Annotated in this window: 19 protein-coding genes; 14 read left to right on the top strand and 5 right to left on the bottom strand. The window is 68.6% G+C overall.

Annotated features, from left to right (window positions below; all coding sequences use genetic code 11):
* The first annotated feature begins 5 nt into the window (after window positions 1–5).
* The 3 genes from AB0B45_RS17100 (at window position 6) to AB0B45_RS17090 (ending at window position 5,321) form a co-directional block, all read left to right on the top strand.
* Window positions 6–500: a hypothetical protein gene (locus AB0B45_RS17100; RefSeq protein ID WP_358131392.1), complete on the top strand. Its 495-nt coding sequence runs from the start codon at window positions 6–8 to the stop codon at window positions 498–500.
* Window positions 501–629: 129 nt separating this feature from the next.
* Window positions 630–1,892, top strand: a complete 1,263-nt coding sequence (locus AB0B45_RS17095) for a CHAP domain-containing protein (protein ID WP_358131705.1) — start codon at window positions 630–632, stop codon at window positions 1,890–1,892.
* 54 nt (window positions 1,893–1,946) lie between these two features.
* The gene (locus AB0B45_RS17090; RefSeq protein ID WP_358131389.1) at window positions 1,947–5,321 is read left to right on the top strand and encodes a methylmalonyl-CoA mutase family protein; all 3,375 of its coding nucleotides are present in this window, start codon (window positions 1,947–1,949) and stop codon (window positions 5,319–5,321) included.
* 186 nt (window positions 5,322–5,507) lie between these two features.
* Here AB0B45_RS17090 and AB0B45_RS17085 read toward each other — a convergent pair whose 3' ends face one another.
* A complete protein-coding gene (locus AB0B45_RS17085) occupies window positions 5,508–5,897 on the bottom strand; it encodes a MerR family transcriptional regulator (protein ID WP_358131387.1) in 390 nt (129 codons plus the stop codon).
* A gap of 65 nt (window positions 5,898–5,962) precedes the next feature.
* Between AB0B45_RS17085 and AB0B45_RS17080 the strand changes: the two genes are divergently transcribed.
* Entirely contained in the window at window positions 5,963–7,153 is a 1,191-nt protein-coding gene (locus AB0B45_RS17080; RefSeq protein WP_358131385.1) for an MFS transporter, read from the top strand.
* Window positions 7,154–7,513: 360 nt separating this feature from the next.
* Here AB0B45_RS17080 and AB0B45_RS17075 read toward each other — a convergent pair whose 3' ends face one another.
* Entirely contained in the window at window positions 7,514–7,786 is a 273-nt protein-coding gene (locus tag AB0B45_RS17075) for a hypothetical protein (RefSeq protein WP_358131383.1), read from the bottom strand.
* Between the two features lie 232 nt (window positions 7,787–8,018).
* Between AB0B45_RS17075 and AB0B45_RS17070 the strand changes: the two genes are divergently transcribed.
* The 10 genes from AB0B45_RS17070 (at window position 8,019) to AB0B45_RS17025 (ending at window position 19,720) form a co-directional block, all read left to right on the top strand.
* Window positions 8,019–8,918, top strand: a complete 900-nt coding sequence (locus AB0B45_RS17070) for a serine/threonine-protein kinase (protein ID WP_358131380.1) — start codon at window positions 8,019–8,021, stop codon at window positions 8,916–8,918.
* 233 nt (window positions 8,919–9,151) lie between these two features.
* Window positions 9,152–10,459, top strand: a complete 1,308-nt coding sequence (locus AB0B45_RS17065) for an extracellular solute-binding protein (RefSeq protein ID WP_358131377.1) — start codon at window positions 9,152–9,154, stop codon at window positions 10,457–10,459.
* Between the two features lie 61 nt (window positions 10,460–10,520).
* Window positions 10,521–11,477, top strand: a complete 957-nt coding sequence (locus tag AB0B45_RS17060) for a sugar ABC transporter permease (protein WP_358131375.1) — start codon at window positions 10,521–10,523, stop codon at window positions 11,475–11,477.
* Entirely contained in the window at window positions 11,474–12,283 is an 810-nt protein-coding gene (locus AB0B45_RS17055) for a carbohydrate ABC transporter permease (RefSeq protein ID WP_358131372.1), read from the top strand. The genes AB0B45_RS17060 and AB0B45_RS17055 overlap by 4 nt, the downstream gene beginning before the upstream one ends.
* Window positions 12,280–13,704, top strand: coding sequence for a GH1 family beta-glucosidase (locus tag AB0B45_RS17050; RefSeq protein WP_358131371.1), 1,425 nt, complete (start codon window positions 12,280–12,282; stop codon window positions 13,702–13,704). The genes AB0B45_RS17055 and AB0B45_RS17050 overlap by 4 nt, the downstream gene beginning before the upstream one ends.
* A 74-nt stretch (window positions 13,705–13,778) precedes the next feature.
* Window positions 13,779–15,116 carry an ABC transporter substrate-binding protein gene (locus tag AB0B45_RS17045; protein ID WP_358131369.1) on the top strand — a complete coding sequence of 446 codons (1,338 nt, stop codon included), beginning with the start codon at window positions 13,779–13,781 and terminating at the stop codon, window positions 15,114–15,116.
* A gap of 148 nt (window positions 15,117–15,264) precedes the next feature.
* Entirely contained in the window at window positions 15,265–16,236 is a 972-nt protein-coding gene (locus AB0B45_RS17040) for a sugar ABC transporter permease (RefSeq protein ID WP_358131704.1), read from the top strand.
* On the top strand, window positions 16,233–17,147 hold the full coding sequence (locus AB0B45_RS17035; protein ID WP_358131366.1) for a carbohydrate ABC transporter permease: 915 nt from the start codon (window positions 16,233–16,235) through the stop codon (window positions 17,145–17,147). Before AB0B45_RS17040 ends, AB0B45_RS17035 begins: the two co-directional genes overlap by 4 nt.
* Entirely contained in the window at window positions 17,144–18,139 is a 996-nt protein-coding gene (locus AB0B45_RS17030) for a LacI family DNA-binding transcriptional regulator (protein WP_358131363.1), read from the top strand. Before AB0B45_RS17035 ends, AB0B45_RS17030 begins: the two co-directional genes overlap by 4 nt.
* Window positions 18,140–18,163: 24 nt before the next feature.
* Window positions 18,164–19,720: a sigma factor-like helix-turn-helix DNA-binding protein gene (locus AB0B45_RS17025; protein ID WP_358131360.1), complete on the top strand. Its 1,557-nt coding sequence runs from the start codon at window positions 18,164–18,166 to the stop codon at window positions 19,718–19,720.
* 68 nt (window positions 19,721–19,788) lie between these two features.
* On the opposite strand, the gene AB0B45_RS17020 is transcribed toward AB0B45_RS17025, so the two are convergent.
* Genes AB0B45_RS17020 through AB0B45_RS17010 form a run of 3 tightly spaced genes read right to left on the bottom strand, consistent with a single transcriptional unit; the run spans window position 19,789 to window position 23,091 of the window.
* The gene (locus AB0B45_RS17020) at window positions 19,789–21,306 is read right to left on the bottom strand and encodes a glycoside hydrolase family 13 protein (protein WP_358131358.1); all 1,518 of its coding nucleotides are present in this window, start codon (window positions 21,304–21,306) and stop codon (window positions 19,789–19,791) included.
* A 7-nt stretch (window positions 21,307–21,313) separates the two neighbouring features.
* The gene (locus AB0B45_RS17015) at window positions 21,314–22,240 is read right to left on the bottom strand and encodes a carbohydrate ABC transporter permease (RefSeq protein WP_358131355.1); all 927 of its coding nucleotides are present in this window, start codon (window positions 22,238–22,240) and stop codon (window positions 21,314–21,316) included.
* Complete coding sequence (locus AB0B45_RS17010) at window positions 22,237–23,091, bottom strand: sugar ABC transporter permease (RefSeq protein ID WP_358131353.1); 855 nt, start codon at window positions 23,089–23,091, stop codon at window positions 22,237–22,239. Before AB0B45_RS17010 ends, AB0B45_RS17015 begins: the two co-directional genes overlap by 4 nt.
* Window positions 23,092–23,204 lie beyond the last annotated feature (113 nt).

Raw genomic sequence — 23,204 nt, 5'->3', positions numbered from 1 at the left:
CTCCGATGAGGACCAGCCGTACCATCCTGATCGCCGTCACCGCAGGGCTGCTGACGGCGGCCCCCGCCGCCATCGCGTCCGCCTCCACCACCACCCCCACTGACGCGCCGGCCGGTTCCACCACATCGTGGGGTCCGCTGTTCGCCCAGGGCGACAAGGCCGTCACGCGCGGGACGCTCACCGTGGTCAGCCGGGACAAGAGCACCAACCCCGTGACCGCCACCGTCCACGTCAAGGGCAGGATCACCGACTTGACGAGCGCCAAGGGCTGCGGCTGGACGGTCTTCCGCATCTCCTACATGAAGAGCGACGGAAGCCTGCCGTTCAAGCACCGCTACTACCTCGACTGCTCCAAGGGCACGCCGAAGGAGTTCGCCTTCACCGACCACCGGGTCGCGCTGGTCGAGGTCAAGGTGTGCAACGAGGGCAAGGCCAAGAAGCCCTCGCTCAACTGCTACTACGCGGGCAGCTGGAAGAACCTCTACTCCTATCTGCCGTAGTAAAGTCCCAGCAGTCACAGAGTGTATATTTCACCTCATATCTAGACACTTTCCGGATGTCCGGCGCGCGCTCACGATGGCGCTACTACAGTCCCTCGTTAGTCGCCGGTCTTCTGGGGAGGAGTCGTCCTGGACCCGATCGCTGAAGGACTGCTGAAGGCGGCCCGCCCCGAACTCGGATACCGGGAGAAGGGCGGCCAGCACACGAAGTTCGGCACGTGGTACGCGAACCTCGTCCAGGACCCCCAGTACCGCGACGCGCCATGGTGCGACATGTTCATCGCGTGGGCCGCACAGAAGGCGGGCGTACAGGAGTTCGTCGGGCAGTTCGCCTGGACTCCCTCACACGCGGCCTGGTTCATCCAGCGGGGCGCCTGGTCACAGCAGCCCGAGCCCGGCGCCCTCGTCTTCTACGACTGGAAGGGCGGCAAGAGCTACAAGGGCATCGACCACGTCGGCATCGTCGAGAAGGTCGCCGGATCGAAGATCTACACCATCGAGGCGAACGTCGACAGGGTCTGGCTCAAGCGCAAGGTCCGCGACACCGACAAAGTCGTCGGGTACGGCCTGCCCCGCCTGGTCAAGGAGCGTCCCACCCTGATCGAGGTACGCCCTTCGGACAGGCCACCGGAGCCCTTCACCGTCCAGGCGGACCTGCCGTCGGCGCAGGCGGGAGGCTCGCCGTTCGACTTACTCGGGACGCCACAGGCGTTACTCGCGGCGATGGTGCTGACCACCGTGATCGTCTCCTTCAGGGTGGCGGGACGCTCCCGCGGATCCGGCCGCCACCGCAGAGGGCTCATCCCATGGATCACCTCGACCGCCCAGACCGCCCAGACCGCCGGCAGGATCGCCCCGCCATCCCCGCCCCGCACGACCTCCCCGAGCACGTCCACGCCGACCCGCGGGGCCTCTTCGGGCGCACGCTCGAAGGCCCGCCCCGGCGCACCCGTCACCGCCCGCGCGACCTCCCCCAGCACGGCATCCCGGACCCGCGCGGCCCCTCCGAGCACGGCTCCCCAGACCCGCGTGACCCCTCCGGCGCGCGCAGCGTCTTCCCCGTCTTCACGCGCGACTCCCCCGCTTTCGGGCGCGACTCCCCCGCCTTCGGGTGCGCGCGGGACGACGGCCGAAGGAACGGCGGCCAAGGGTGGCACGTGGCGTACGGGCGGCGGGCCGCCACGTCAGCCCGTCCCCCGCACCCGCGTCCCAGCCGATGACACCCTCCCCCACGCCAGGACACAGGGAGATCGGGCTCGCGAGCCGTTGGAGCGTTCCGGCGAGCACGCTCAGATCGGCCGTGCCTCCGGAAGTTCGCGCCAGCCCACCCCGCAGCCCGCAGGGAACACGGCGAGGCGGCGCAAGCCGTACGAGGCGACGACTGGGAAATAGTAGGACGTCCTAGTATCTTCGGAAGGGAGGCCCCTCACAAAGGAGTGATCAGGCGTGCACGCACCGGTCCATCCCGTCCGATTCGTGACCGCAGCGGCGCTGTTCGACGGCCACGATGCCGCGATCAACATCATGCGGCGGATACTGCAGTCACAAGGGGCCGAGGTCGTGCATCTCGGGCACAACAGGTCCGTCGACGAGATCGTCACCGCGGCCATCCAGGAAGACGTCCAGGGGATCGCGATCAGCTCCTACCAGGGCGGGCACGTCGAGTTCTTCAGCTACCTCGTCGAGCTGCTGCGGGAGCGCGGCGCCGGGCACGTCAGGGTGTACGGCGGAGGCGGCGGCGTGATCGTCCCCGAGGAGATCGAGCTGCTGCACTCCAGGGGCGTGGCAAGGATCTTCTCCCCCGAGGACGGGCAGCGGCTCGGCCTCCCCGGGATGATCAACAAGCTGATCGAGGAATGCGACGTCGAGCTCGGCGATCCTCCTTCGGTCGAGGCCGTCGCCTCGGGCGACCAGGCGGCGCTGGCCAGGGCGATCACGCTGATCGAGTCCGGACGCGCCCCCGACGAACTCCTCGAGGGGCTGCGCGCCCTGGGCAGCGCGACCGCCGACTCCGCGGAACCGACGGTGCGACGGGCACCCGTGCTGGGCATCACCGGCACCGGCGGGTCCGGCAAGTCGTCGCTGACCGACGAGCTTCTGCGCAGGTTCCGCGTCGACAACGACGACAAGCTCCGCATCGCGGTCATCGCCATCGACCCCACCAGACGGCGTGGCGGTGGCGCCCTGCTCGGCGACCGCATCAGGATGAACAGCCTCGGCGGCCAGACCTACTTCCGGTCCCTCGCCACGCGCGGGGCCGCCAGCGAGGTGCCCGCCTGCCTCGACGACGTGATCGCCGCCTGCCGTGCGGCCGGCTACGACCTCGTCGTCGTCGAGACACCCGGCATCGGGCAGGGCGACGCGGGGATCGTCCCGCATGTGGACGTCCCGATCTACGTGATGACGCCGGAGTTCGGTGCGGCCTCCCAGCTGGAGAAGATCGACATGCTCGACTTCGCCGAGGCCGTAGTGATCAACAAGTACGAGCGCCGCGGGGCCGAGGACGCGCTGCGCGACGTGCGCAGGCAGATGGTGCGCAACAAGGCGGCGTTCGGGGTCAAGCCCGACGAGATGCCGGTGTTCGGGACGATCGCGGCCCGCTACAACGACGCTGGCGTGACGGCGCTGTACCAGCACCTGCGCGAGGTGCTGGTGGAGCGGGGCCTGCCGGCAGGTCCCGGGTTGCTGCCGAGGGTGCAGGGGCGCACCTCCAAGACGGCCGCCGCCGTGGTGCCGCCGGCGAGGGTCCGCTACCTCGCGGAGATCGCCGAGACCGTGCGCGGGTACCACGCCGAGACGCTGGCCCAGATGGAGGTGGCCCGGCGCCGCCAGCAGCTGACCGCCGTGCGGGCACTGCTCGGCGAGACCGCCCTCCTCAGTGAGAACGCCGCGGCGACGGCGGCCGATGCCACGGATATGCGGACGGGACCGGCGACCGCGAGGGATGCGCGGACGGGATCGGTGACTGCGGCCGATGCGCGGACGGGATCGGCGGCGGCCGATGCGACGGATAGGCGACTGGAGGAGCTGGCCACGCGGGCCGAGCGTGAGCTGTCCGACGAGAGCAGGGCGCTGCTGGCCGAGTGGCCCGCGCTGAAGGAGCTGTACACCGCCGACGAGCTCGTCGTGCGGGTCCGCGACAGGGAGATCCACACCGCGCTGTGGCGGGAGACCCTCTCCGGCAACAGGATCCCGCGCGTCGCTCTCCCCCGCTTCGAGGACCACGCCGAGCTCCTGCGCTTCCTGCGCTCGGAGAACCTCCCTGGCCGCTTCCCGTTCACCGCTGGAGTGTTCCCCTTCAAGCGGGACGACGAGGACCCGACCAGGATGTTCGCCGGTGAGGGCGACCCGTTCAGGACGAACCGCCGCTTCAAGCTGCTCTCCGAGGGCCAGCCGGCGACGCGGCTGTCCACCGCGTTCGATTCGGTGACGCTGTACGGCAACGACCCCGACCTGCGACCCGACATCTACGGAAAAGTCGGGACTTCGGGGGTGTCGATCGCGACGCTCGACGACATGAAGGTGCTCTACGACGGCTTCGACCTGTCCGCGCCCAACACCTCCGTCTCCATGACCATCAACGGCCCGGCCCCCACGATCCTGGCCTTCTTCCTCAACGCCGCCATCGACCAGGCCATCGAACGCTTCGAGTCGGCCGAGGGCCGCGCGCCGTCCCGGCAGGAGGCCGTCCAGCTGCGTGCGAAGACGCTCGCCACCGTGCGGGGGACCGTACAGGCCGACATCCTCAAAGAGGACCAGGGACAGAACACCTGCATCTTCTCCACAGAGTTCTCCCTGCGGATGATGGCCGACATCCAGGAATGGTTCATCCGCAACCAGGTGCGTAACTTCTACTCGGTGTCCATCTCCGGCTATCACATCGCCGAGGCGGGCGCGAACCCCATCAGCCAGCTCGCCTTCACCCTCGCCAACGGCTTCACCTACGTCGAGGCGTACCTGGCACGCGGCATGAAGATCGACGACTTCGCGCCCAACCTGTCGTTCTTCTTCTCCAACGGCATGGACCCTGAGTACTCGGTGCTCGGACGCGTCGCCCGCCGTATCTGGGCCGTCTCCATGAGGGAGCGGTACGGCGCGGCGGAACGCTCGCAGAAGCTGAAGTACCACATCCAGACCTCCGGCCGGTCGCTGCACGCCCAGGAGATGGACTTCAACGACATCCGCACCACCCTGCAGGCCCTCATCGCGATCTACGACAACTGCAACAGCCTGCACACCAACGCCTTCGACGAGGCCGTCACCACCCCTTCCGCCGAGTCCGTACGGCGAGCGATGGCGATCCAGCTCATCATCAACCGCGAATGGGGCCTGGCGAGGAACGAGAACCCGCTCCAGGGCTCGTTCATCATCGACGAGCTGACCGACCTGGTGGAGGAGGCGGTGCTCGGCGAGTTCGAGCGCCTGTCGGACAGGGGCGGCGTGCTCGGCGCGATGGAGACCGGCTACCAGCGCGGCAAGATCCAGGACGAGTCGATGCTCTACGAGACCCGCAAGCACGACGGGTCGTTGCCGATCATCGGCGTGAACACCTTCCGCAACCCGCGCGGCGAGGTGGAACACGGGCCGCTCGAACTGGCCCGAGGGACCGAGGAGGAGAAGCGCTCCCAGCTGGACCGCCTGCACGGCTTCCACGCCAGGAACCGCTCTGAGTCGGCGGCGGCGCTGCGGCGGCTGAGGGAGGTCGCCATGTCGGAGGAGAACGCGTTCGAGGTGCTGATGGAGGCGGCCCGCGTGTGCTCGCTCGGCCAGATCACCGAGGCCCTCTTCGAAGCAGGCGGCCAATACCGCCGCAACGTCTGACTCGGTCCTTCCGGCATCTCGTCAACGCTATAGCGATCGGAGGTTGGCGTGCCGCGCGGTGAGGGCGGCTCGCACCGGGCACGCTCCCGACTGTCCGGTCCTTCAACGTGACCCCTCCACCGATGTGTGGTGACTGTTGGCCGCGTTGGGTATTCACACAGGCGACAGCTGAGCAAGCCTTGCGGGTCATGGCGTTGAAGTCGCTGCGTCGGAACTGTGGTTGTCGCGCACCACGTCGAGGTACTCGGCTATGGCGTCCCTGTTGCGGGTCAGGCACGTGATGCGCTCGGTCATGCGATCGCGCTCCTGTTCCAGCGTGGCGAGCATCTCCGGGGTCGCGTCGGAGAAGTGGATGACGCGGGGCTTGTCGAGGCAGGGGAGGATCTGCTTGATGAGCCGGGTCGGCAGTCCGGCGTCGAGCAGCCCTCTGATCTGCATGACCCGGTCCACGAGGCCCTCGTCGTAGGTGCGGTAGCCGTTCTGGCAGCGGTCGGGGTTGATCAGTCCCTGCTCTTCGTAGTAGCGCAGCAGTCGGCGGGGCGTGCCGGTGCGTTCCGACAGTTCTCCGATGCGCATGTGCTCGACCTCACACCCTGGCGAATTGACCCTCACATGTATGTGATGGTTTGAGCATACGAGCCATGGACCACGACAGAACACAGGACCAGAGGCTCCCCTTGGCGGCGCTGCCGGCCCTGGCCACGGCCGTCTTCATCACCAGCCTGACCGAGACGCTGCCCGCCGGCGTACTGCCCGCGATGAGTGCCGACGTCAACGTGGGTGAGTCCGCGATGGGGCAGTCTGTCACGATCTATGCGATCGGGACCGCGCTCACGGCGATCCCCTTGACCGCGGCCACAGCGGGATGGCGGCGCAAGCGGCTGCTGCTGACGGCGATGGCGGCCTTCGCCGCCGCCAACACGGTCACAGCGGTCTCGGCGAGCTTTCCGCTGACCATGCTGGCCCGGTTCGTCGCCGGGGTGGCCGCGGGCCTGGCATGGGCGCTGCTGGCGGGGTACGCCCGCCGTCTGGCCCCTGTCCACCTGCAGGGCAGGGCGATCGCGATCGTGATGACCGGCATTCCGGTCGCGTTGTCGCTGGGTGTGCCCGCGGGGACCTTCCTCGGCAAGGCGCTCGGCTGGCAGGTGTCGTTCTTGATCATGACAGGGCTCACCTTGGTCGTGATCGCCTGGATCATCGCGACGGTGCCGGACCAGCCGGGGCAGCGGCAGGACGGCCGGACCCCGATGTTGCGGACCCTCCGCGTCCCCGGCGTGACACCGGTCCTAGTCGTCACCCTTGTCTTCGTACTGGCCCACACCATCCTCTACACCTACATCGCCACGTTCCTCGACCGGCTCGGCATGGGCGGCTCCACCGACCTCGTGCTGCTGGTCTTCGGCGGCGCCTCCCTGGTGAGCATCTGGTACGTGGGCGCGCACATCCACCGCCGGCTGCGCACCCTCACCATCGCCAGCGCTCTCCTGGTCGCCGGCGCGGCCGCCATCCTGGCGCTGACGGCCGGCAGCCCCGCCCTGGTGTACGGCGCGGCGGCGCTGTGGGGCCTCGGATGGGGCGGCGTCCCCACCCTCCTGCAGACCGCCGCGGGCGACGCGGGCGGAGAATGGGCGGACGCCGCGCAGGCCATGCTCGTCACCCTGTGGAACGTGGCCATGGCGGGCGGCGGGGTCGTCGGCGGGATCCTGCTCGGCCTCCTCGGCTCGGCCTCCTTCCCGTGGAGCGTGCTTGCCCTCCTGGCCCCGGTGCTGGCCGTCGTGGTCGCCGCACGCGCGCACGGGTTCCCGGCCGAGCGCGCGACCTCGACCGCATGACTCGACGGGGATCTAAGGCCATCTCGAACCACCAGGTGGGCACCCCCGAACCCGCGCCTTGGCCGGGACCGTCCACCATCACGTCCACGGTGCCGTGCGGCCCTGGTCGCGAGCACGCGGACGCCTGACGTATCGAGTTCCTCGAAGGGCCGGTGAAGTGCCGGCCCTCACGGTGGAAGGCAGCCACTGCCTTCCACCCGTGGCGGGGCGCGCGTGGGTGCGCCCGAACAGGAGTGCGGGCCGCTCGTAAGGCGTTGAGCCGCCGAGTCATGTGGCCGTATGTGGCCGCCGGCTGACGGGCGAGCCAGGTTCACGAGGGCGCGCACCGTCTCTGGGATGAGACCGCGGGGCTCGGCCGGCTCAAAGGCCCGGCCTGATGTTGGAAGGGCCGTCCCCTCCAGGGCCGACGCGGTCGTCGTCGATGCGGATGATCGTGCGGTGCATCTTGCAGTGCGCTCTCGACGTCCTCTTGTTGCAGTGGCTGGCCTCACTGCCGACCTGGACGGATGTGATGGCGGCCGGTGTCGCCGCCGCGGTACTCGCGCCGGCGGGCTGAGCCGAGGTCAGCATGGGAACGGCGAGCATGGACGTCGTGATGATGGCGGTAGCGGCGGCCTTCTTGAGTGCTTGCATGGATGAAATCCCCCTAAATATCCAGTTTTGGACAGATAGCGACATTTGTAGATAGAACTCCTTGCAAGCGCCTTTCACCCGACTTGCTGACTGAGGCCGGTGAACACAGGGAGCACCCTGAGCCTGGCCCGCGCGAAGCATGCCCCAGCGAAGGCTCATGCGCTCAGCGATCAAGATCCACCGGGTTGCTGTAGATTCCCCGGAGGGTCCCGAGGGGAGCAGGGAGGGGCGGATGGTCATCGGTGACCGTTATGAGCTCGACGACCTGCCCCTGGGCCGGGGTGGCATGGGCGCCGTCTATCGCGGCCACGACCGGCACCTGGATCGGCGGGTGGCCGTCAAGCTGCTCTACCCGCTGCCCGGCAAGGACACCGACGAGGAGTTGGAGCGGCGTTTCATCAGGGAGGCGCGCATCCTGGCGCGCTTGGAGCATCCGGGCGCTCCGGTCCTGTACGACTTCGGGACGCACGAGCAGCGGCTGTTCCAGGTGATGCAGTTCATCGACGGGGTCACGGTCGCCGACCTGCTGAGTGAGCACGGCCCGCTGCCGGTCCCGTGGGCGGTGGCGATCGCGGCGCAGGCGTGCGCGGTGTTGTCGGCGGCCCATGCGCTGGAGATCTGCCATCGGGACCTGAAGCCGACCAATCTCATGCTGTGTCCTGACGGCAGTATCAAGGTGCTCGATTTCGGGCTCGCGATGTTGCGGGAGTCGAACGGCACGCAGTTCACGAGGATCGGCCAGATTCTCGGCACTCCCGCCTACATGGCGCCCGAGCAGATCCAGCGGGGCGTCGCCGAGCCGCGCAGCGATCTCTACTCGCTCGGGTGCGTGCTGCACGAGATGCTGACGGGGCGGCAGCTGTTCACCGGGCCGACCGAGTATGTCGTGTTCGAGAAGCAGGTGAAGGAGCGGCCGCCTTCGGTGCCCGGGCTTCCAGCCGCGCTGGGGAAGGTGCTGTCCGACCTGCTGGAGAAGGCGGTGGAGGCCCGTCCAGGCGACGCGAACCTGCTGTACGAGCGGTTGCAGCCGTTCGCGGTCGACCTGCCGATGCTGCCTGGCTTCCTGACCCCGCCTTCGACGCCGAGCCCCGGCAGGATGTACGCCAAGGTGCTCGGTCGCGTTCTCGGCTGAGAGAACGCTCTCCCGCCCACAGGTAACACTCTGGAAACGACCGGCCACGCTGGGAGCGCTCCCACTACTGGAACACCCCTCCCACCACCTGCGGAAACAGCCGGAATCTGAAGAGAGCGCTCTCTTTGAGGCCACGGAAACACTCCGTTGACACCGCGCCGACCTGGCCCCAACCTTCTGAGAGAGCGCTCTCTCATCGACTCAACCCCCACACCGCCCTCAGGGAGGGTTCCATGGCCACGCCGTACTCCCAGGCCCGCCGCTTCGGGCGGCTCGCCGTACCGGTGCTCACCGCGTCCGCGCTCGCTCTCGCTCTCGCCTCCTGTGGCGGCGGGTCGCAGCCGACCGCCACCCAAAGCGGCGGCGACGAGAAGGTGACGCTCAGCGTCGCCCTCTTCGGCGACTTCGGCTTCAAGCCGCTGTACGCGGAGTACAAGAAGACGCATCCCAACGTGGAGATCGTCGAGCGGGTGACGCAGTTCAACGACCACCACAACAACCTGGTCAAGCGGCTGGCCACCAACGCGGGCGCGGCCGACGTCGAGGCGGTGGAGGTCGGCTACATCAGCTCCTTCACCGCGCAGCCCGACAAGTTCCACGACCTCAAGCAGTACGGCCTGGACAAGCGGCAGGGCGACTACCTGGACTGGAAGTGGCAGCAGGGCCTGTCGAAGGACGGCACCAAGCTGCTCGGCCTCGGCACCGACGTCGGCGGCCTGGCCATGTGCTACCGCAAGGACCTGTTCGAGAAGGCGGGGCTGCCGACCGACCGTGAGAAGGTCGCCGAGCTCTGGCCGACGTGGGAGCAGTACATCGAGACCGGCAAGAAGTTCGCGGGCGGCGTGAAGGACGCCAAGTTCGTCGACTCCCCCGGCGAGATCTTCCGCGCGATCGTCAACCAGGCGTCCGTCGGCCTCTACGACGCCCAGGACCAGATCGTCGTCGCGTCCAACCCCGAGGTGAAGAAGGCCTGGGACCTGTCCAACCAGATCACCCAGAACGACCTGAGCGCCAAGCTGGCCGCCTTCTCCCCGCCGTGGAACACCGGATTCGCCAAGGGTTCGTTCGCCACGATCATCTGCCCGGCCTGGATGACCGGCTACATCCAGGAGCAGGCCAAGGACGCGACGGGCAAGTGGGACATCGCGAAGGTTCCCGGCGGCTCGGGCAACAGCGGCGGCTCCCACCTGCTGCTCCCCAAGCAGGGCAAGCACCCCAAGGAGGCGGCCGAGTTGATCGACTTCCTCACCTCGAAGGACAACCAGGCCCGCGTCTTCAAGGAGGAGGGCACCTTCCCCTCGATCCCCGCGCTCTACGACGACCCCTCGATCCAGAGCTTCACCAAGCCGTTCTTCGGTGACGCGCCGATCGGCAAGATCTACTCCGACGCGGCGCGCAACCTCAAGCCGCAGCACCTCGGCCCCAAGGAGGGCGACGTGCGCGTGGCCATCGGCGACGGGCTCGGCAGGGTCGAGCAGGGCAAGCAGACGCCGGACGAGGCGTGGGCGCAGGTCGTCGCGGACGTCCAGAAGATCAAGTAGCAGCCGGTACGGCGGGGCCGCGCGCGCCCCGCCGTACCGCATCGAACAAGAGGACTTCCGCATGGCCACCCTGCCAGCCGCGGCGCCCAGGAGGCACCGCCGCCGTCTCGTCAGGCACACGCTCGACCTCAAGCTCTCGCCCTACGCCTACGTGGCCCCGTTCTTCCTGCTGTTCTGCGCGTTCGGCGTCTTCCCGCTGATCTTCACCGCGTGGGTGAGCCTGCACGAGTGGACGCTCACCTCCGACGTGCACACCTTCATCGGCGTGGAGAACTTCGGCACGCTGCTCGCCGACGGGTACTTCTGGAACGCCACGTTCAACACCTTCTCCATCGGGGTCATCTCGACGGTGCCGCAGCTGGTGCTGGCCATCTGGCTGGCGCACCTGCTCAACCGCCCGCTGGGGGCGCAGACGTTCTTCCGCATCACGCTGCTGGTGCCGAACGTGACGAGCGTCGTCGCGGTCGTGGTGATCTTCAGCCAGCTCTTCGGGCGCGACTACGGCCTGATCAACTGGATGCTGTCGTGGTTCGGGATCGACGGCGTCGCGTGGGCGGAGGGGACCGCGACCTCGCACGTGGCCATCTCCGCGATGATCATGTGGAGGTGGACGGGCTACAACGCGCTGATCTTCCTTGCCGCGATGCAGGCCGTGCCCAGGGAGCTGTACGAGGCGGCGACGATCGACGGCGCGTCGAACCTGACGCAGCTCAAGAAGATCACCATCCCGATGATCAGGCCCACGATCATCTTCGTGGTCACGGTCTCGACGATCGGCGCGATGCAGATCCTCGCCGAGCCCCTGCTGTTCGGGTCGGGAAGCGGCGCGGGCGGCATCACCAGCGGCGGCCCCGACCACCAGTTCCAGACGCTCGCGCTCTACGTCTACGACCTGGGCTTCAACAAGTTCGACTTCGGCTACGCCTCGGCGGCCTCGTGGGTGATGTTCCTGTTCGTGGTGGTCGCGGCGGGCGTCAACTACCTGCTGACCCGCCGGCTTGGAGGGGCTTTCAAGTGAGACGACGCCTCACCTATCTGACGCTGCTGGCGGTGGCGTTCTTCTCGGTCTTCCCGCTCTACTACAGCGTGGTCGTGGCCTCGCGGCACAACTCGGCGCTGGCCGAGGTGCCGCCACCGCTGGTGCCCGGCGGCAACTTCTTCGCCAACGTGGCGCGCGTCTTCGACACGGTGCCCTTCGCCATGGCGCTGCTCAACTCGTTCCTGGTGGCGGGGTCGATCGCGATCGCGGTGATGTTCTTCTCGACGCTGGCGGGCTTCGCCTTCGCCAAGCTGTCTTTCAGGGGCAAGAACATCCTGCTGCTGGTCACGGTGGCGACCATGATGGTCCCCACGCAGCTCGGCATCATCCCCCTCTACATGCTCATGGTGAAGATCGAGTGGACCGGCTCGATGTACGCCCTGGTGGTGCCCGCGCTGGTGAACGCCTTCGGGGTGTTCTTCATGACGCAGTACCTGTCCCGCGCGCTGCCCACCGAGCTGCTGGAGGCGGGCAGGGTCGACGGCGCGACGACGTGGGGCCTGTTCTGGCACGTGGTGCTGCCCGCCGCGCGGCCCGCGGCGGCCGTGCTCGGGATGCTGACGTTCATGACGGCGTGGAACGACTACTTCTGGCCGCTGGTCGTCCTGACGCCGGAGAACCCGACCGTGCAGGTGGCGCTGTCGACGCTGGCCAGCGGTTACGTCAACGACTACGTCCTCGGGCTGTCGGGGACGGCGGTGGGAACCCTGCCGCTCATCCTCGTCTTCGTCCTGCTCGGCAAGCAGATCATCGGAGGAATCATGCAAGGAGCTGTCAAGGGATGACGATCACGACCATGGAGACGCGGGGGACCGTGGTCTTCCCTGAGAACTTCGTCTGGGGTGCGGCGACCGCGTCCTACCAGATCGAGGGGGCCGCCAAGGAGGGCGGGCGAGGCCCTTCGATCTGGGACACCTTCTCCGCGACGCCGGGGAAGGTGCGCGACGGCGACACCGGCGAGGTGGCCTGCGACCACTACCACCGCTACCGCGAGGACGTGGCGTTGATGAAGGAGCTGGGCCTCAACGCCTACCGCTTCTCCGTCGCGTGGCCCAGGATCCAGGCCACGGGTTCGGGGCCCGCCAATCCCGCGGGCCTGGGGTTCTACGACAGGCTCGTGGACACGCTACTCGAAGCGGGCATCACACCATATGTCACGCTTTATCACTGGGATCTACCGCAGACGCTTGAGGACCTCGGCGGCTGGACCTCCCGCGAGACGTCCTACTACTTCGCGGACTATGCCGCGATCATGTACGACCGGCTCGGCGACAGGGTGAGCCACTGGACCACGCTCAACGAACCGTGGGTCTCGGCCTTCCTCGGCTACGGCAACGGCGTGCACGCGCCGGGCCGTACCTCACCTCATGACGCGCTCCAGGCCGCGCACCACCTGCTGCTCGGGCACGGGCTCGCGGCGCGGACGCTGCGCTCGGCGGGCGCCGAGGAGATCATGCTGGTGGTCAACTCGGCGCCGGTGCTGACGCCTGCCCAGGTGAACGACCCCGACGCGGCGGTTTCGGAGGCCGACGCGGCGGCCGTCCATCGCATCCACGCGCTGCTGACCAGGCAGTTCCTGGACCCCGCGCTGTTCGGCGCCTACCCGCAGGAGGTGCTGGAGGCCGCAGGGCGCAACGGCGGCACCGCGCACATCCTCGACGGCGACCTGGAGACCATCAACGCCCCCATCGACCTGGTGGGGATCAACTACTACAACCCGTGCGTGGTCGAGGACGGGCCAGACCTCGCCGCCGACGCGGCCTGGCCCGGCTCTGAGGGCGTGCGCTTCGCCCCCGCCGACGCCCCCGTGACCGCGATGGGCTGGCCGATCGTGCCCAGCGGCCTGTCCCGCCTCCTGGTACGGCTGTCGCAGGACTACCCGCAGGTCGGCCTCATGGTCACCGAGAACGGCGCGGCCTTCGACGACGTGGTGGAGGACGGCAGGGTGCACGACGACGGCAGGCTCGGCTACCTCGAAGGGCATCTGCGCGCCGCGCACGAGGCCATCGCGGCGGGCGCCGACCTGCGCGGCTACCTGGTGTGGTCACTGCTGGACAACTTCGAGTGGGCCGAGGGCTACAGCCACAGGTTCGGCGTGGTCCACGTCGACTACACCACGCAGGTCCGCACCCCGAAGGACAGCGCCCTCTGGTACCGGGATGTGATCAGCAACAACGGGTTTTCCTGGTCCCCCAACAAACCGTAATACCACCGATATTGACCTCGTTATGTGCGCAATCAATCCTCAGAGAACGCTCTCACCGGCTCAGGAGGATGCACATGACGACCGCCCCTCGACTTCTTGCCGGAGCCGCGGCGCTGGCGCTCGTCGCCACCGGCTGCGGCTCCACCGGCTCCGGGTCCTCCGCCGGCCAGACGGCCCCGGCGGCCGACTGCGCCGCCTACCAGCAGTACGGCAAGCACGACGGCAAGAAGGTCACGGTCTACTCCCCCATCAGGGACGCCGAGGCCGACCTCTTCCAGCAGAACTGGAAGACGTTCGAGCAGTGCACCGGCATGAAGATCACATACGAGGGCACGGGCGAGTTCGAGGCGCAGATCCAGGTCCGTTCCGACGGCGGCAACCCGCCTGACCTGGCCTTCTTCCCCCAGCCAGGCTTGCTGGCGCGCTTCGCGAAGGCGGGCAAGCTGAAGCCCGCCCCCGCCGAGGTCAAGACGCTGGCCGACCAGGGCTGGTCCAAGGACTGGACCAACTACGGCACCGTCGACGGCACCTTCTACGCCGCGCCGCTGGGCGCCAGCGTGAAGTCGTTCGTCTGGTACTCCCCCAAGACCTTCCAGGAGAAGGGCTGGCAGGTCCCCAAGACCTGGGACGAGCTGATGAAGCTCAGCGACACCATCGCGGCCGGCGGCGTCAAGCCGTGGTGCGCGGGCATCGAGTCCGGCGAGGCGACAGGCTGGCCCGCGACCGACTGGATCGAGGACGTCATCCTGCGCGAACTCGGGCCCGAGGAGTACGACAGGTGGGTCTCGCACGAGCTGAAGTTCAACGACCCCAAGGTCGTCGCGGCCGTCGACAAGGTCGGCGCGATCCTCAAGAACGACAAGTACGTCAACGGCGGCTACGGCCCCGTCAAGTCGATCGCCAGCACCGCCTTCCAGGAGGGCGGCGTGCCGATCACGACGGGCAAGTGCGCGATGCACCGCCAGGCCTCCTTCTACGCCAACTTCTGGCCTGAGGGCACCAAGGTCGCGCAGGACGGCGACGTCTTCGCCTTCTACCTGCCGGGCAACGACCCCGCCAAGAAGCCGGTGCTCGGCGCGGGCGAGTTCGTGGCGGCCTTCGCCGACCGGCCCGAGGTCCAGGCGTTCCAGCGGTACCTGGCCACACCCGAGCACGCCAACTCCAGGATGAAGCTCGGCACCTACGTGTCGGCGAACAAGGGCGTCGACCTGGCCAACGCGCAGAACCCGATCGACAAGCTGTCGATGGAGATGCTGCGCGACGAGGCGACCGTGTTCAGGTTCGACGGCTCGGACCTCATGCCGGCCGCCGTCGGCTCGGGCACCTTCTGGAAGGGCATGACCGACTGGATCAACGGCAAGGACACCAAGACGGTGCTCGACTTCATCGACGCCTCCTGGCCCAAGTCCTGATCCCCCCTGTACGGCGGGCGGCGCAGGGCCGCCTGCCGTACCCGCAGGGGAGGACGGCCACCCCCGCCCCCTGAACAAGCCCCACCTCGCAAGCCCTCGACGGCGCCGCGCCTGGCCCTGGAGGGGAACCCCCGGAGGACCCTTGGACCTGGACTTCGATCTGGTCGCCGAGTCGCCCAAGCTCACCCAGCTGCTCATCGGCGTCGTCGCGTTCCTCGCCGTCGTCGGCCTGGTCCTGCTCCTTCTCGACAGGGCGCCGATGCGGCAGAAGGCCCGCCTGCACGCCGCGATCCTGCTCGGCCCCGCCCTCGTCCTGCTGGCCGTCGGCCTGGTCGTCCCGGGCATCCGCACCACGCTGCTGTCGTTCATGAGCGGCGACAGCACCGCCTTCGTCGGCCTGGACAACTACGTGTGGATGTTCACCCAGCCGGAGGCGGTGACGGTGCTGCGCAACACCCTCATCTGGGTGGTGCTCGTCCCGCTCCTGGTGACCGCGATCGGCCTGGTGTACGCGGTACTCGTGGACCGCAGCCGGTTCGAGTCGCTGGCCAAGTCGCTGGTCTTCCTGCCGATGGCCATCTCGTTCGTCGGCGCGGGCATCATCTGGAAGTTCGTCTACGCCTACCGGCCCGAGGGCGCCGACCAGATCGGGCTGCTCAACCAGGTCGTGGTCTGGTTCGGCGGCGAGCCGCGGCAGTGGCTGCTCGACCCGCCGCTCAACACGCTCTTCCTCATCGTGGTGATGGTCTGGATCCAGGCCGGCTTCGCCACCGTCGTGCTGTCGGCCGCGATCAAGGGCATCCCCTCCGACATCGTGGAGGCGGCCAAGCTCGACGGCGCGGGCCCGGCGCAGATGTTCTTCAGGGTGACGCTGCCGTCGATCAGGCCGGCGGTGATCGTCGTGCTGGTCACCCAGTCGATCGGCACGCTGAAGCTGTTCGACATCGTGCGCACCATGACCGGCGGCCAGTTCGACACCAGCGTCATCGCCAACGAGATGTACAACCAGGCCTTCCGCTACGGCGAGACCGGCAAGGGCGCCGCGCTAGCGGTGTTCCTGTTCGTGCTGGTCACACCGATCATCGTCTACCAGATCCGCAGCAGGAGGGCCATCCGATGACGACCGCGACAGCCAGGGTGCGCGCCAGCCTGTCGAGCAGGACGGCCTCCCTCGTCGCGCTGCTGATCGCGCTGCTCTGGACGACGCCGACCTTCGGCCTGCTGCTGTCGTCCTTCAGGCCCGAGGACCAGATCAAGACCACCGGCTGGTGGACGTTCTTCTCCGCGCCCGCCCTGACGCTGGACAACTACCAGGAGGTGCTGTTCGGCACGTCCTCCTCCTCCGGGCAGCTGGCCAGCTTCCTGCTCAATTCGATCGTCATCACGGTGCCCTCCGTCCTGTTCCCGCTGGCCTTCGCCTCCTTCGCGGCCTACGCGCTTGCCTGGCTGCCGTTCAGGGGCCGCGACTGGATCTACATCGGGATCTTCGCGCTCCAGGTCGTGCCGCTGCAGATGGCGCTGGTGCCCCTGCTGTCGTTCTTCTCCCAGGGCGTCGAGGTGTTCGGCGTGCAGCTCACGCCCGCGTGGAACCTGGAGGGCACGGGCAGGTTCGTCCAGGTCTGGTTCGCCCACACCTGCTTCGCGCTGCCGCTCGGCGTCTTCCTGCTGCACAACTTCATGTCCGAGCTCCCGCACGAGCTCATGGAGGCGGCCAGGGTCGACGGCGCCACCCACGGCACGATCTTCCGTAGGATCGTGCTGCCGCTGGTGGCGCCCGCGCTCGCCACCTTCGCGATCTTCCAGTTCCTGTGGGTGTGGAACGACCTGCTCGTCGGGCTGATCTTCGGAGGCGGCACGGCGGAGAGCGCCCCGATGACCGTACGGCTGGCCCAGATGGCCGGGACCAAGGGCAACGAGTGGCAGCGCCTGACCGCCGGGGCATTCGTGTCTGTCATCATTCCTCTCGTGGTCTTTCTGTCGATGCAGCGCTACTTCGTCCGCGGTCTCCTGGCCGGAAGCGTCAAAGGGTGAAGCGGCCCACGCTGGAGGCGGTCGCCGCCAGAGCGGGAGTGTCGCGTGCCACGGTCTCCCGGGTGGTCAACGGGCAGGCGACGGTCGCCCCGCACATCCGCGACGCGGTGCTGCGGGCCGTCGACGAGCTCGGGTACGTGCCCAACCCGGCGGCGCGCAGCCTCGTCACCCAGCGGACCGACTCGATCGCCCTCGTCTTCTCCGAGCCGCCGACCAGGGTGTTCTCGGAGGACCCGATGTTCTCCACGGTCATCAGGTCGGCCAGCGTGGAGCTGGAGGCGGCCGACAAGCAGGTCGTGCTCATGCTGACCAGCTCGGCCAAGAGCCACGCGCGGATCGAGCGGTACATCGCCAGCGGGCACGTCGACGGCGTCATGCTCATCTCCATGCACGGCGGCGACCCGCTGCCGGCCGCGATCGCGCGCATGCGGGTGCCCGTCGTCTCGTACGGCAGGCCCGCCGTCCCCATCGACATCCCGTTCGTGGACAACGACAACGTGGGCGGGGCGGCCGAGGCCGTACGGCACCTGGTGGAGTCGGGCAGGCGCAGGATCGCCACCATCGCGGGCCCGCAGGACATGATCGCGGGACTGGACCGGCTGGCCGGCTACCGCACCGCGCTGCGCGACTCCGACCGGCGTTCCATCGTCGCGATCGGCGACTTCACCCGCGAGTCGGGCGCGATCGCGATGCGGCAACTGCTGGAGGACGACCCCGGCCTCGACGCGGTCTTCTGCGGCAACGACCTCATGGCCGTGGGCGCGCTCCAGGCGTTGCGCCACGCCGGGCGCCGGGTGCCCGACGACGTGGCCGTGGTCGGGTTCGACGACATCGAGGCCGCCAAGTACACCGACCCGCCGCTGACCACGGTCCGCCACCACATCTTCGAGCAGGCCGCGGCCATGACGAGGCTGCTGCTCGGGCTGTTCGAGGGCGGCCCCGCCGATCCGGTCATCCTGCCGACCGAACTGGTCATCCGCGAATCCGCCTGAGATGCTGGCCACGGAGGTGGCTGGATGGGTCCTCCAGGCGACTTCACCGATTTCGTCCTCATCAAGGGCATGGGGTTCGTGCGCTACGGCCTCGTGCTCACCGGCGACCAGCGTGAAGGCGTCTCGCTGGCCCAGGAGGCGCTGGCGGGGCTGAACGTCACGAAGACCGGCAATCCCGACACCTACATCGGCACCACGATGGCCCGCCTGTTCGTGACGGGCCGGCGGCGCCGCCACGGGCAGGGCGTCCCCGAGTCCGACATCGCCGGGCACGGCGGCGATCCGGACATCTGGCGGCAACTGGCCGAGCTGCCCGCGCTGCCCAGAGCGGTGATCGTGCTCCGCGCGTACGGCGGGCTGTCGAACGAGGAGATCGCGCACGTCCTCGACCTGCCGCCGTCCAGGGTGCGCGACCAGGCCGTCGCCTTCAGGCAGGACGACCTGGTCAGAACCCTCGACGCGGCGGCCGCGACGGCGCAGCCCGCCGACCTGCTGTCGGGGTTGTCCCGGCTGCGGCGGCGCCGTACCAGGAGGAGGCTGCGGTCGGCGGCGGCCGCGGGTCTCGCGCTGGCCACGGTGACCGGGCTGGTCGTGCTGGTCAGGCCCACGGTGGCGGCACCCGCCGACCACGTCGCCGCCGCCGCCCGCCCCGCTCCCTCCAGGGTCGGGCTCGCCAGAGCCGCCCAGGAGGTGTGGCCGCGCGCCGTCTCCCGGCTGCCCGCCCGATCGGTCGACGGGCTGGTGTACCAGCCGGCCATCGCGATCGACGACCGCCGCGTGGTGCTGCTGGCGCAGGAACGGCTCGGCTACGACGACGTACGGCTGGACGTCTACGACGCGATCACCGGAAGGATCGGCAGGTTCGCCAAGCTGCCCACGGGTGACGAGGTGCGGTGGTTCGCCACCGACGGGCGGTTCGTGGTGTGGAGCGCGCTCGGGCTGCGCGCGGACGACACGCTGGAGACGCAGTTCTGGCGGGTGCCGGTCAAGGGCGGCAAGCCCCGGCTCGTGACGACCGCCGCGGAGGGTGACAAGGCGGCGCCGCCGGAGGTCCACTTCCAGGTGGGCGGCGGGCACCTGCTCTGGAACGCCGACAAGGCGATCTACCGGCAGCCGCTGTCGGGCAGGGGCGGCAGGGAGAAGGTGCGCGACGGGCTGCTGCTGGAGTGGCCGTGGGCCGCCGACGTGGCGAAGGGGATGCTGACCGACCTGGAGACGGGCAGGTCGCGGGAGTTCGTGACCAGGGGGCAGGGGGTGGCGCAGTGCTCGCCCGACTGGTGCGTGGAGCGGAACGCGATCTCGCGGATGATGGTCGCGCACAGGACGGACGGGTCGGGGACCGTTGAGCTGCCCGGGTCGACGTCGGGCGGGCCGGTGCTGAACCGGTTCGTGGTGCTGCGGTTGCGGGCCGGGTTACAGGTGATCAAGGATCTGCGGACGGGGACGCTGGCGACCTTCGACCCCGCCGACCCTTCGATGGCGGTCAGCCTGGGGGACAAGAACGACCCGGGGACGATGCTGGCCTGGAGCGACTCCGAGGGCCACGACCTGTGGATCCTCAACCTGAAAGCCGTGCGCTGACCCCTCAGGGGGCCGGCCGCACCCCGGTGGGTTCACTCAGCCGACCCCGCAGGACCCCAGGCGCTCGGTCAGGGTCGCAGCCAGACCGCCGTGTCGCGAGGGAGGAGGCCGTCGCCCGTGGGGCCGCTGGCCAGGAGGATCGCCGAGTGGGGCGGGAGCCGTACCGGGTCGGGGCCCAGGTTCACCACGCACATCACCCCCGAGTCCCGCGTGAACGCCAGCACGTCGGCCCCCAGGTCGAGCCAGGTCAGCGATCCGTCGCCGAGCAGGTCGCGGCGCAGGCGGAGGGCCGTGCGGTAGAGGGTGAGCATGGATCCCGGGTCGCCCGTCTGCGCCTCGGCGGTGAGCTCCTTCCACTCCGGCGGCTGCGGCAGCCACGGCTCGCCGGCGCCGGGGCCGAACCCGAACGGCGGCGCGTCGCCCGACCACGGCAGCGGCACGCGGCAGCCGTCCCGTCCTGGGACGGTGTGCCCCGACCTGGTCCACATGGGGTCCTGGCGCAGGTGGTCGGGGATGTCGTCGACCTCGGGCAGGCCCAGTTCCTCGCCCTGGTAGACGTAGACCCCGCCGGGCAGCGCCATCGCCAGCAGCGCGGCGGCCCTGGCCCTGCAGTGGCCGAGCTCCAGGTCGGCGGGCACGCCGTCCCTTCGCGCGGCGTGGTCCCACGAGGTGTCGGCCCGGCCGTACCTGGTGACCACGCGGGCGACGTCGTGGTTGGACAGAACCCACGTCGGCGGCGCGCCCACGGAGGCGTGGGTCGACAGCGTCAGCGAGATGCTGGCCCGCAGCGCCGCAGGCTCCCACGGGCAGGCGAGGAAGTCGAAGTTGAACGCGGTGTGCAGCTCGTCGGGGCGCAGGTAGCGGGCGAACCGCTCCTGGTCGGGCAGCCACACCTCGCCGACGAGGATCCGGTCGTCGTACTCGTCGGCCACCTGCCGCCAGCCGCGGTAGATGTCGTGGACGCCGTCGAGGTCCTCGTAGGCGGTCGCCGACTTGACCAGCAGCGCGGCGGAGTCGATGCGGATGCCGTCCGCGCCCCTGTCGAACCAGAAGCGCAGCACGTCGTGGAACTCCTGGTGCACCTCGGGGTTGTCCCAGTTGAAGTCGGGCTGTCCCGGGTCGAACAGATGCAGGTACCACTGGCCGTCGTCCACCTGGGTCCACGCGGGCCCGCCGAAGATCGACTGCCAGTCGTTCGGCTCGTCGCCGAACCAGAAGCGGTCGCGCTTCGACCGGTCCCGCAGGGCCTCCTGGAACCAGGCGCTGGCGGTGGAGCTGTGGTTCGGCACGACGTCGATGATGACCTTGATGCCTAGTTCGTGGGCCTCCTCGATGAACCGCTCCGCCTCACCCAGCGTCCCGAAGACCGGCTCGATGTCGCGGTAGTCGGCCACGTCGTAGCCGCCGTCGGCCATCGGCGACGGGTACCACGGGTTGAGCCAGATCGCGTTCACCCCCAGGTCCTTCAGGTACGGCAGGCGGTCCCGCAGCCCGGCCAGATCGCCGACGCCGTCGCCGTTCCCGTCGGCGAAACTGCGCAGGTAGACCTGGTAGATCGCGGCGCCCCGCCACCACGTGTCGGACATTGCGCTCCTAACCCTTGAGACTTCCGGCGGTGAGGCCCGCCATGATGTGCCGTTGGAAGAACAGGAAGATGACGATCGTCGGGATGCTGGCGATCACCAGGGCGGCGGTGAGCGCGTTGGTCGGCATCGTCTGCGACAGCGAGTTGATGGCGACGCTCACCGTCATGCGATCGGTGTCGGGCAGCACGAGCAGCGGGTAGACGAAGTCCCGCCACACGTTGACGACGGTGAAGATCGACACGACACCCAGGATGGGCCGTGAGACCGGCAGCACGATGGACCACAGGATCCGCACGGGCGACGCGCCGTCCATCTCCGCCGCCTCGATGAGCTCTCTCGGGATGGAGTCGAAGAAGCGCTTGAGCAGGAAGATGTTGAAGCCGTTGGCCGCCGCGGGCAGCCAGATCGCCCATGGGGTGTTGAGCAGGTCGAGGTCGACGACCGTCACGTACAGGGGCAGGATCAGGACCATAGGCGGGATCATCAAGGTGGCCAGCATCAGGCCGGTGATCAGCTTGCCGAACATCGGGCGCAGCTTCGACAGCGCGTACGCGGCGGACACGTCGACCGCCAGTGTGAACAGCCAGGCGCCGGCCGCGTAGAGGGCGGTGTTCTTCAGCAGCAGGCCCAGATCGAGCAGGTTCCACGCTTCAATGTAGGCGTCGAAGCTGGGCTTCCGCGGGATGAGCGTGGGCGGGATCTGGTCGAGTTCCTCGGGGGCCTTGAGCCCGCCCGTCACCATCCAGTACAGCGGGAACATGAAGACCGCGGTGAAGCCGACGACCATCGCCACCAGCACAATCCAGTAGATCGTCCGGCCTTTGCGGGTGTTGAGCTGGTGCGGGGACACCAGGGTGCGGAACTGCGTCTCGATGCGCCGCTGGATGAGCCTGCGTGGCTTGGGCCTGCGGTGCCGTACGGCGGTGGCGATCATGAGGTCTCCCGCGAAACGCGCACGTACACGGCGGAGAAGACGATGAGCACGATCATGAGCATCAGGCCCATCGCGCCGCCGCCGCCGAAGTTCCCGAAGTTGAACGCGTACTGGTACATCAGGTAGGCGACGGTCACGGTGGCGTTCTCGGGGCCGCCGCCGGTGAGCATGAACGGCTCGATGAACACCTGCATGGTCGCGATGACCTGCAGCAGGAGCATCACCAGGAGGATCAGCTTGGTCTGGGGGATGGTGACGTGCCAGATGCGCTTGAACAGGCCCGCGCCATCGAGCTCCGCCGCCTCGTACAGCTCGCTCGGGATGGTCTGCAGGGCGGCCAGGTAGATGAGCGTGCCGCTGCCGAGGTTCATCCACGTGGAGACGATGACCAGGGAGATGAGCGCGGTGTCGGTCGAGTCGAGCCAGGCGAGCGTCGGCAGGTGGAAGAAGTCGAGGATCTGGTTGAACAGGCCGGGACCAGGGTCGTAGAACCACTTGAACAGCAGGACTGACACGGCCGGCGGCAGCATCACCGGGAGGTAGACCACGAACCGCAGGTAGGCCTTGGCGTGGCGGAGCTCGTTGAGGATGATCGCCGCGGTGAAGGGGACGATGTAGCCGATCAGCAGGGCCAGACCGGTGAAGGCGGCGGTGTTGATCCAGGCCTGGGCGAAGGCGGGGTCCTCGATGACCGTCGCGAAGTTGTCGAGGCCGACCCATTTCGGGGGGTCGACGAAGTTGTTCTCCTGGAGGCTCAGGAGGACCTCGCGGATCATCGGCCACCACGAGAAGACGGCGAAGCAGATCAGGGCGGCGCACAGGAAGCCGTAGGCGGTGAGGTTGCGTTTCACCTCCCTGCCTGTCCTGGACGGGGGCCTTCGTCCCATGCTTGCTACGTTCAAGGGGTCACTCCTGTGGATCAAGGCTGCTGGGTCCCCGCCGCCTGGGACGGCGGGGACCCGAG

The organism is Nonomuraea sp. NPDC049152 (assembly GCF_040648355.1).
Lineage (GTDB): Bacteria > Actinomycetota > Actinomycetes > Streptosporangiales > Streptosporangiaceae > Nonomuraea.
This window is presented reverse-complemented; position numbering and strand designations above follow the sequence as displayed.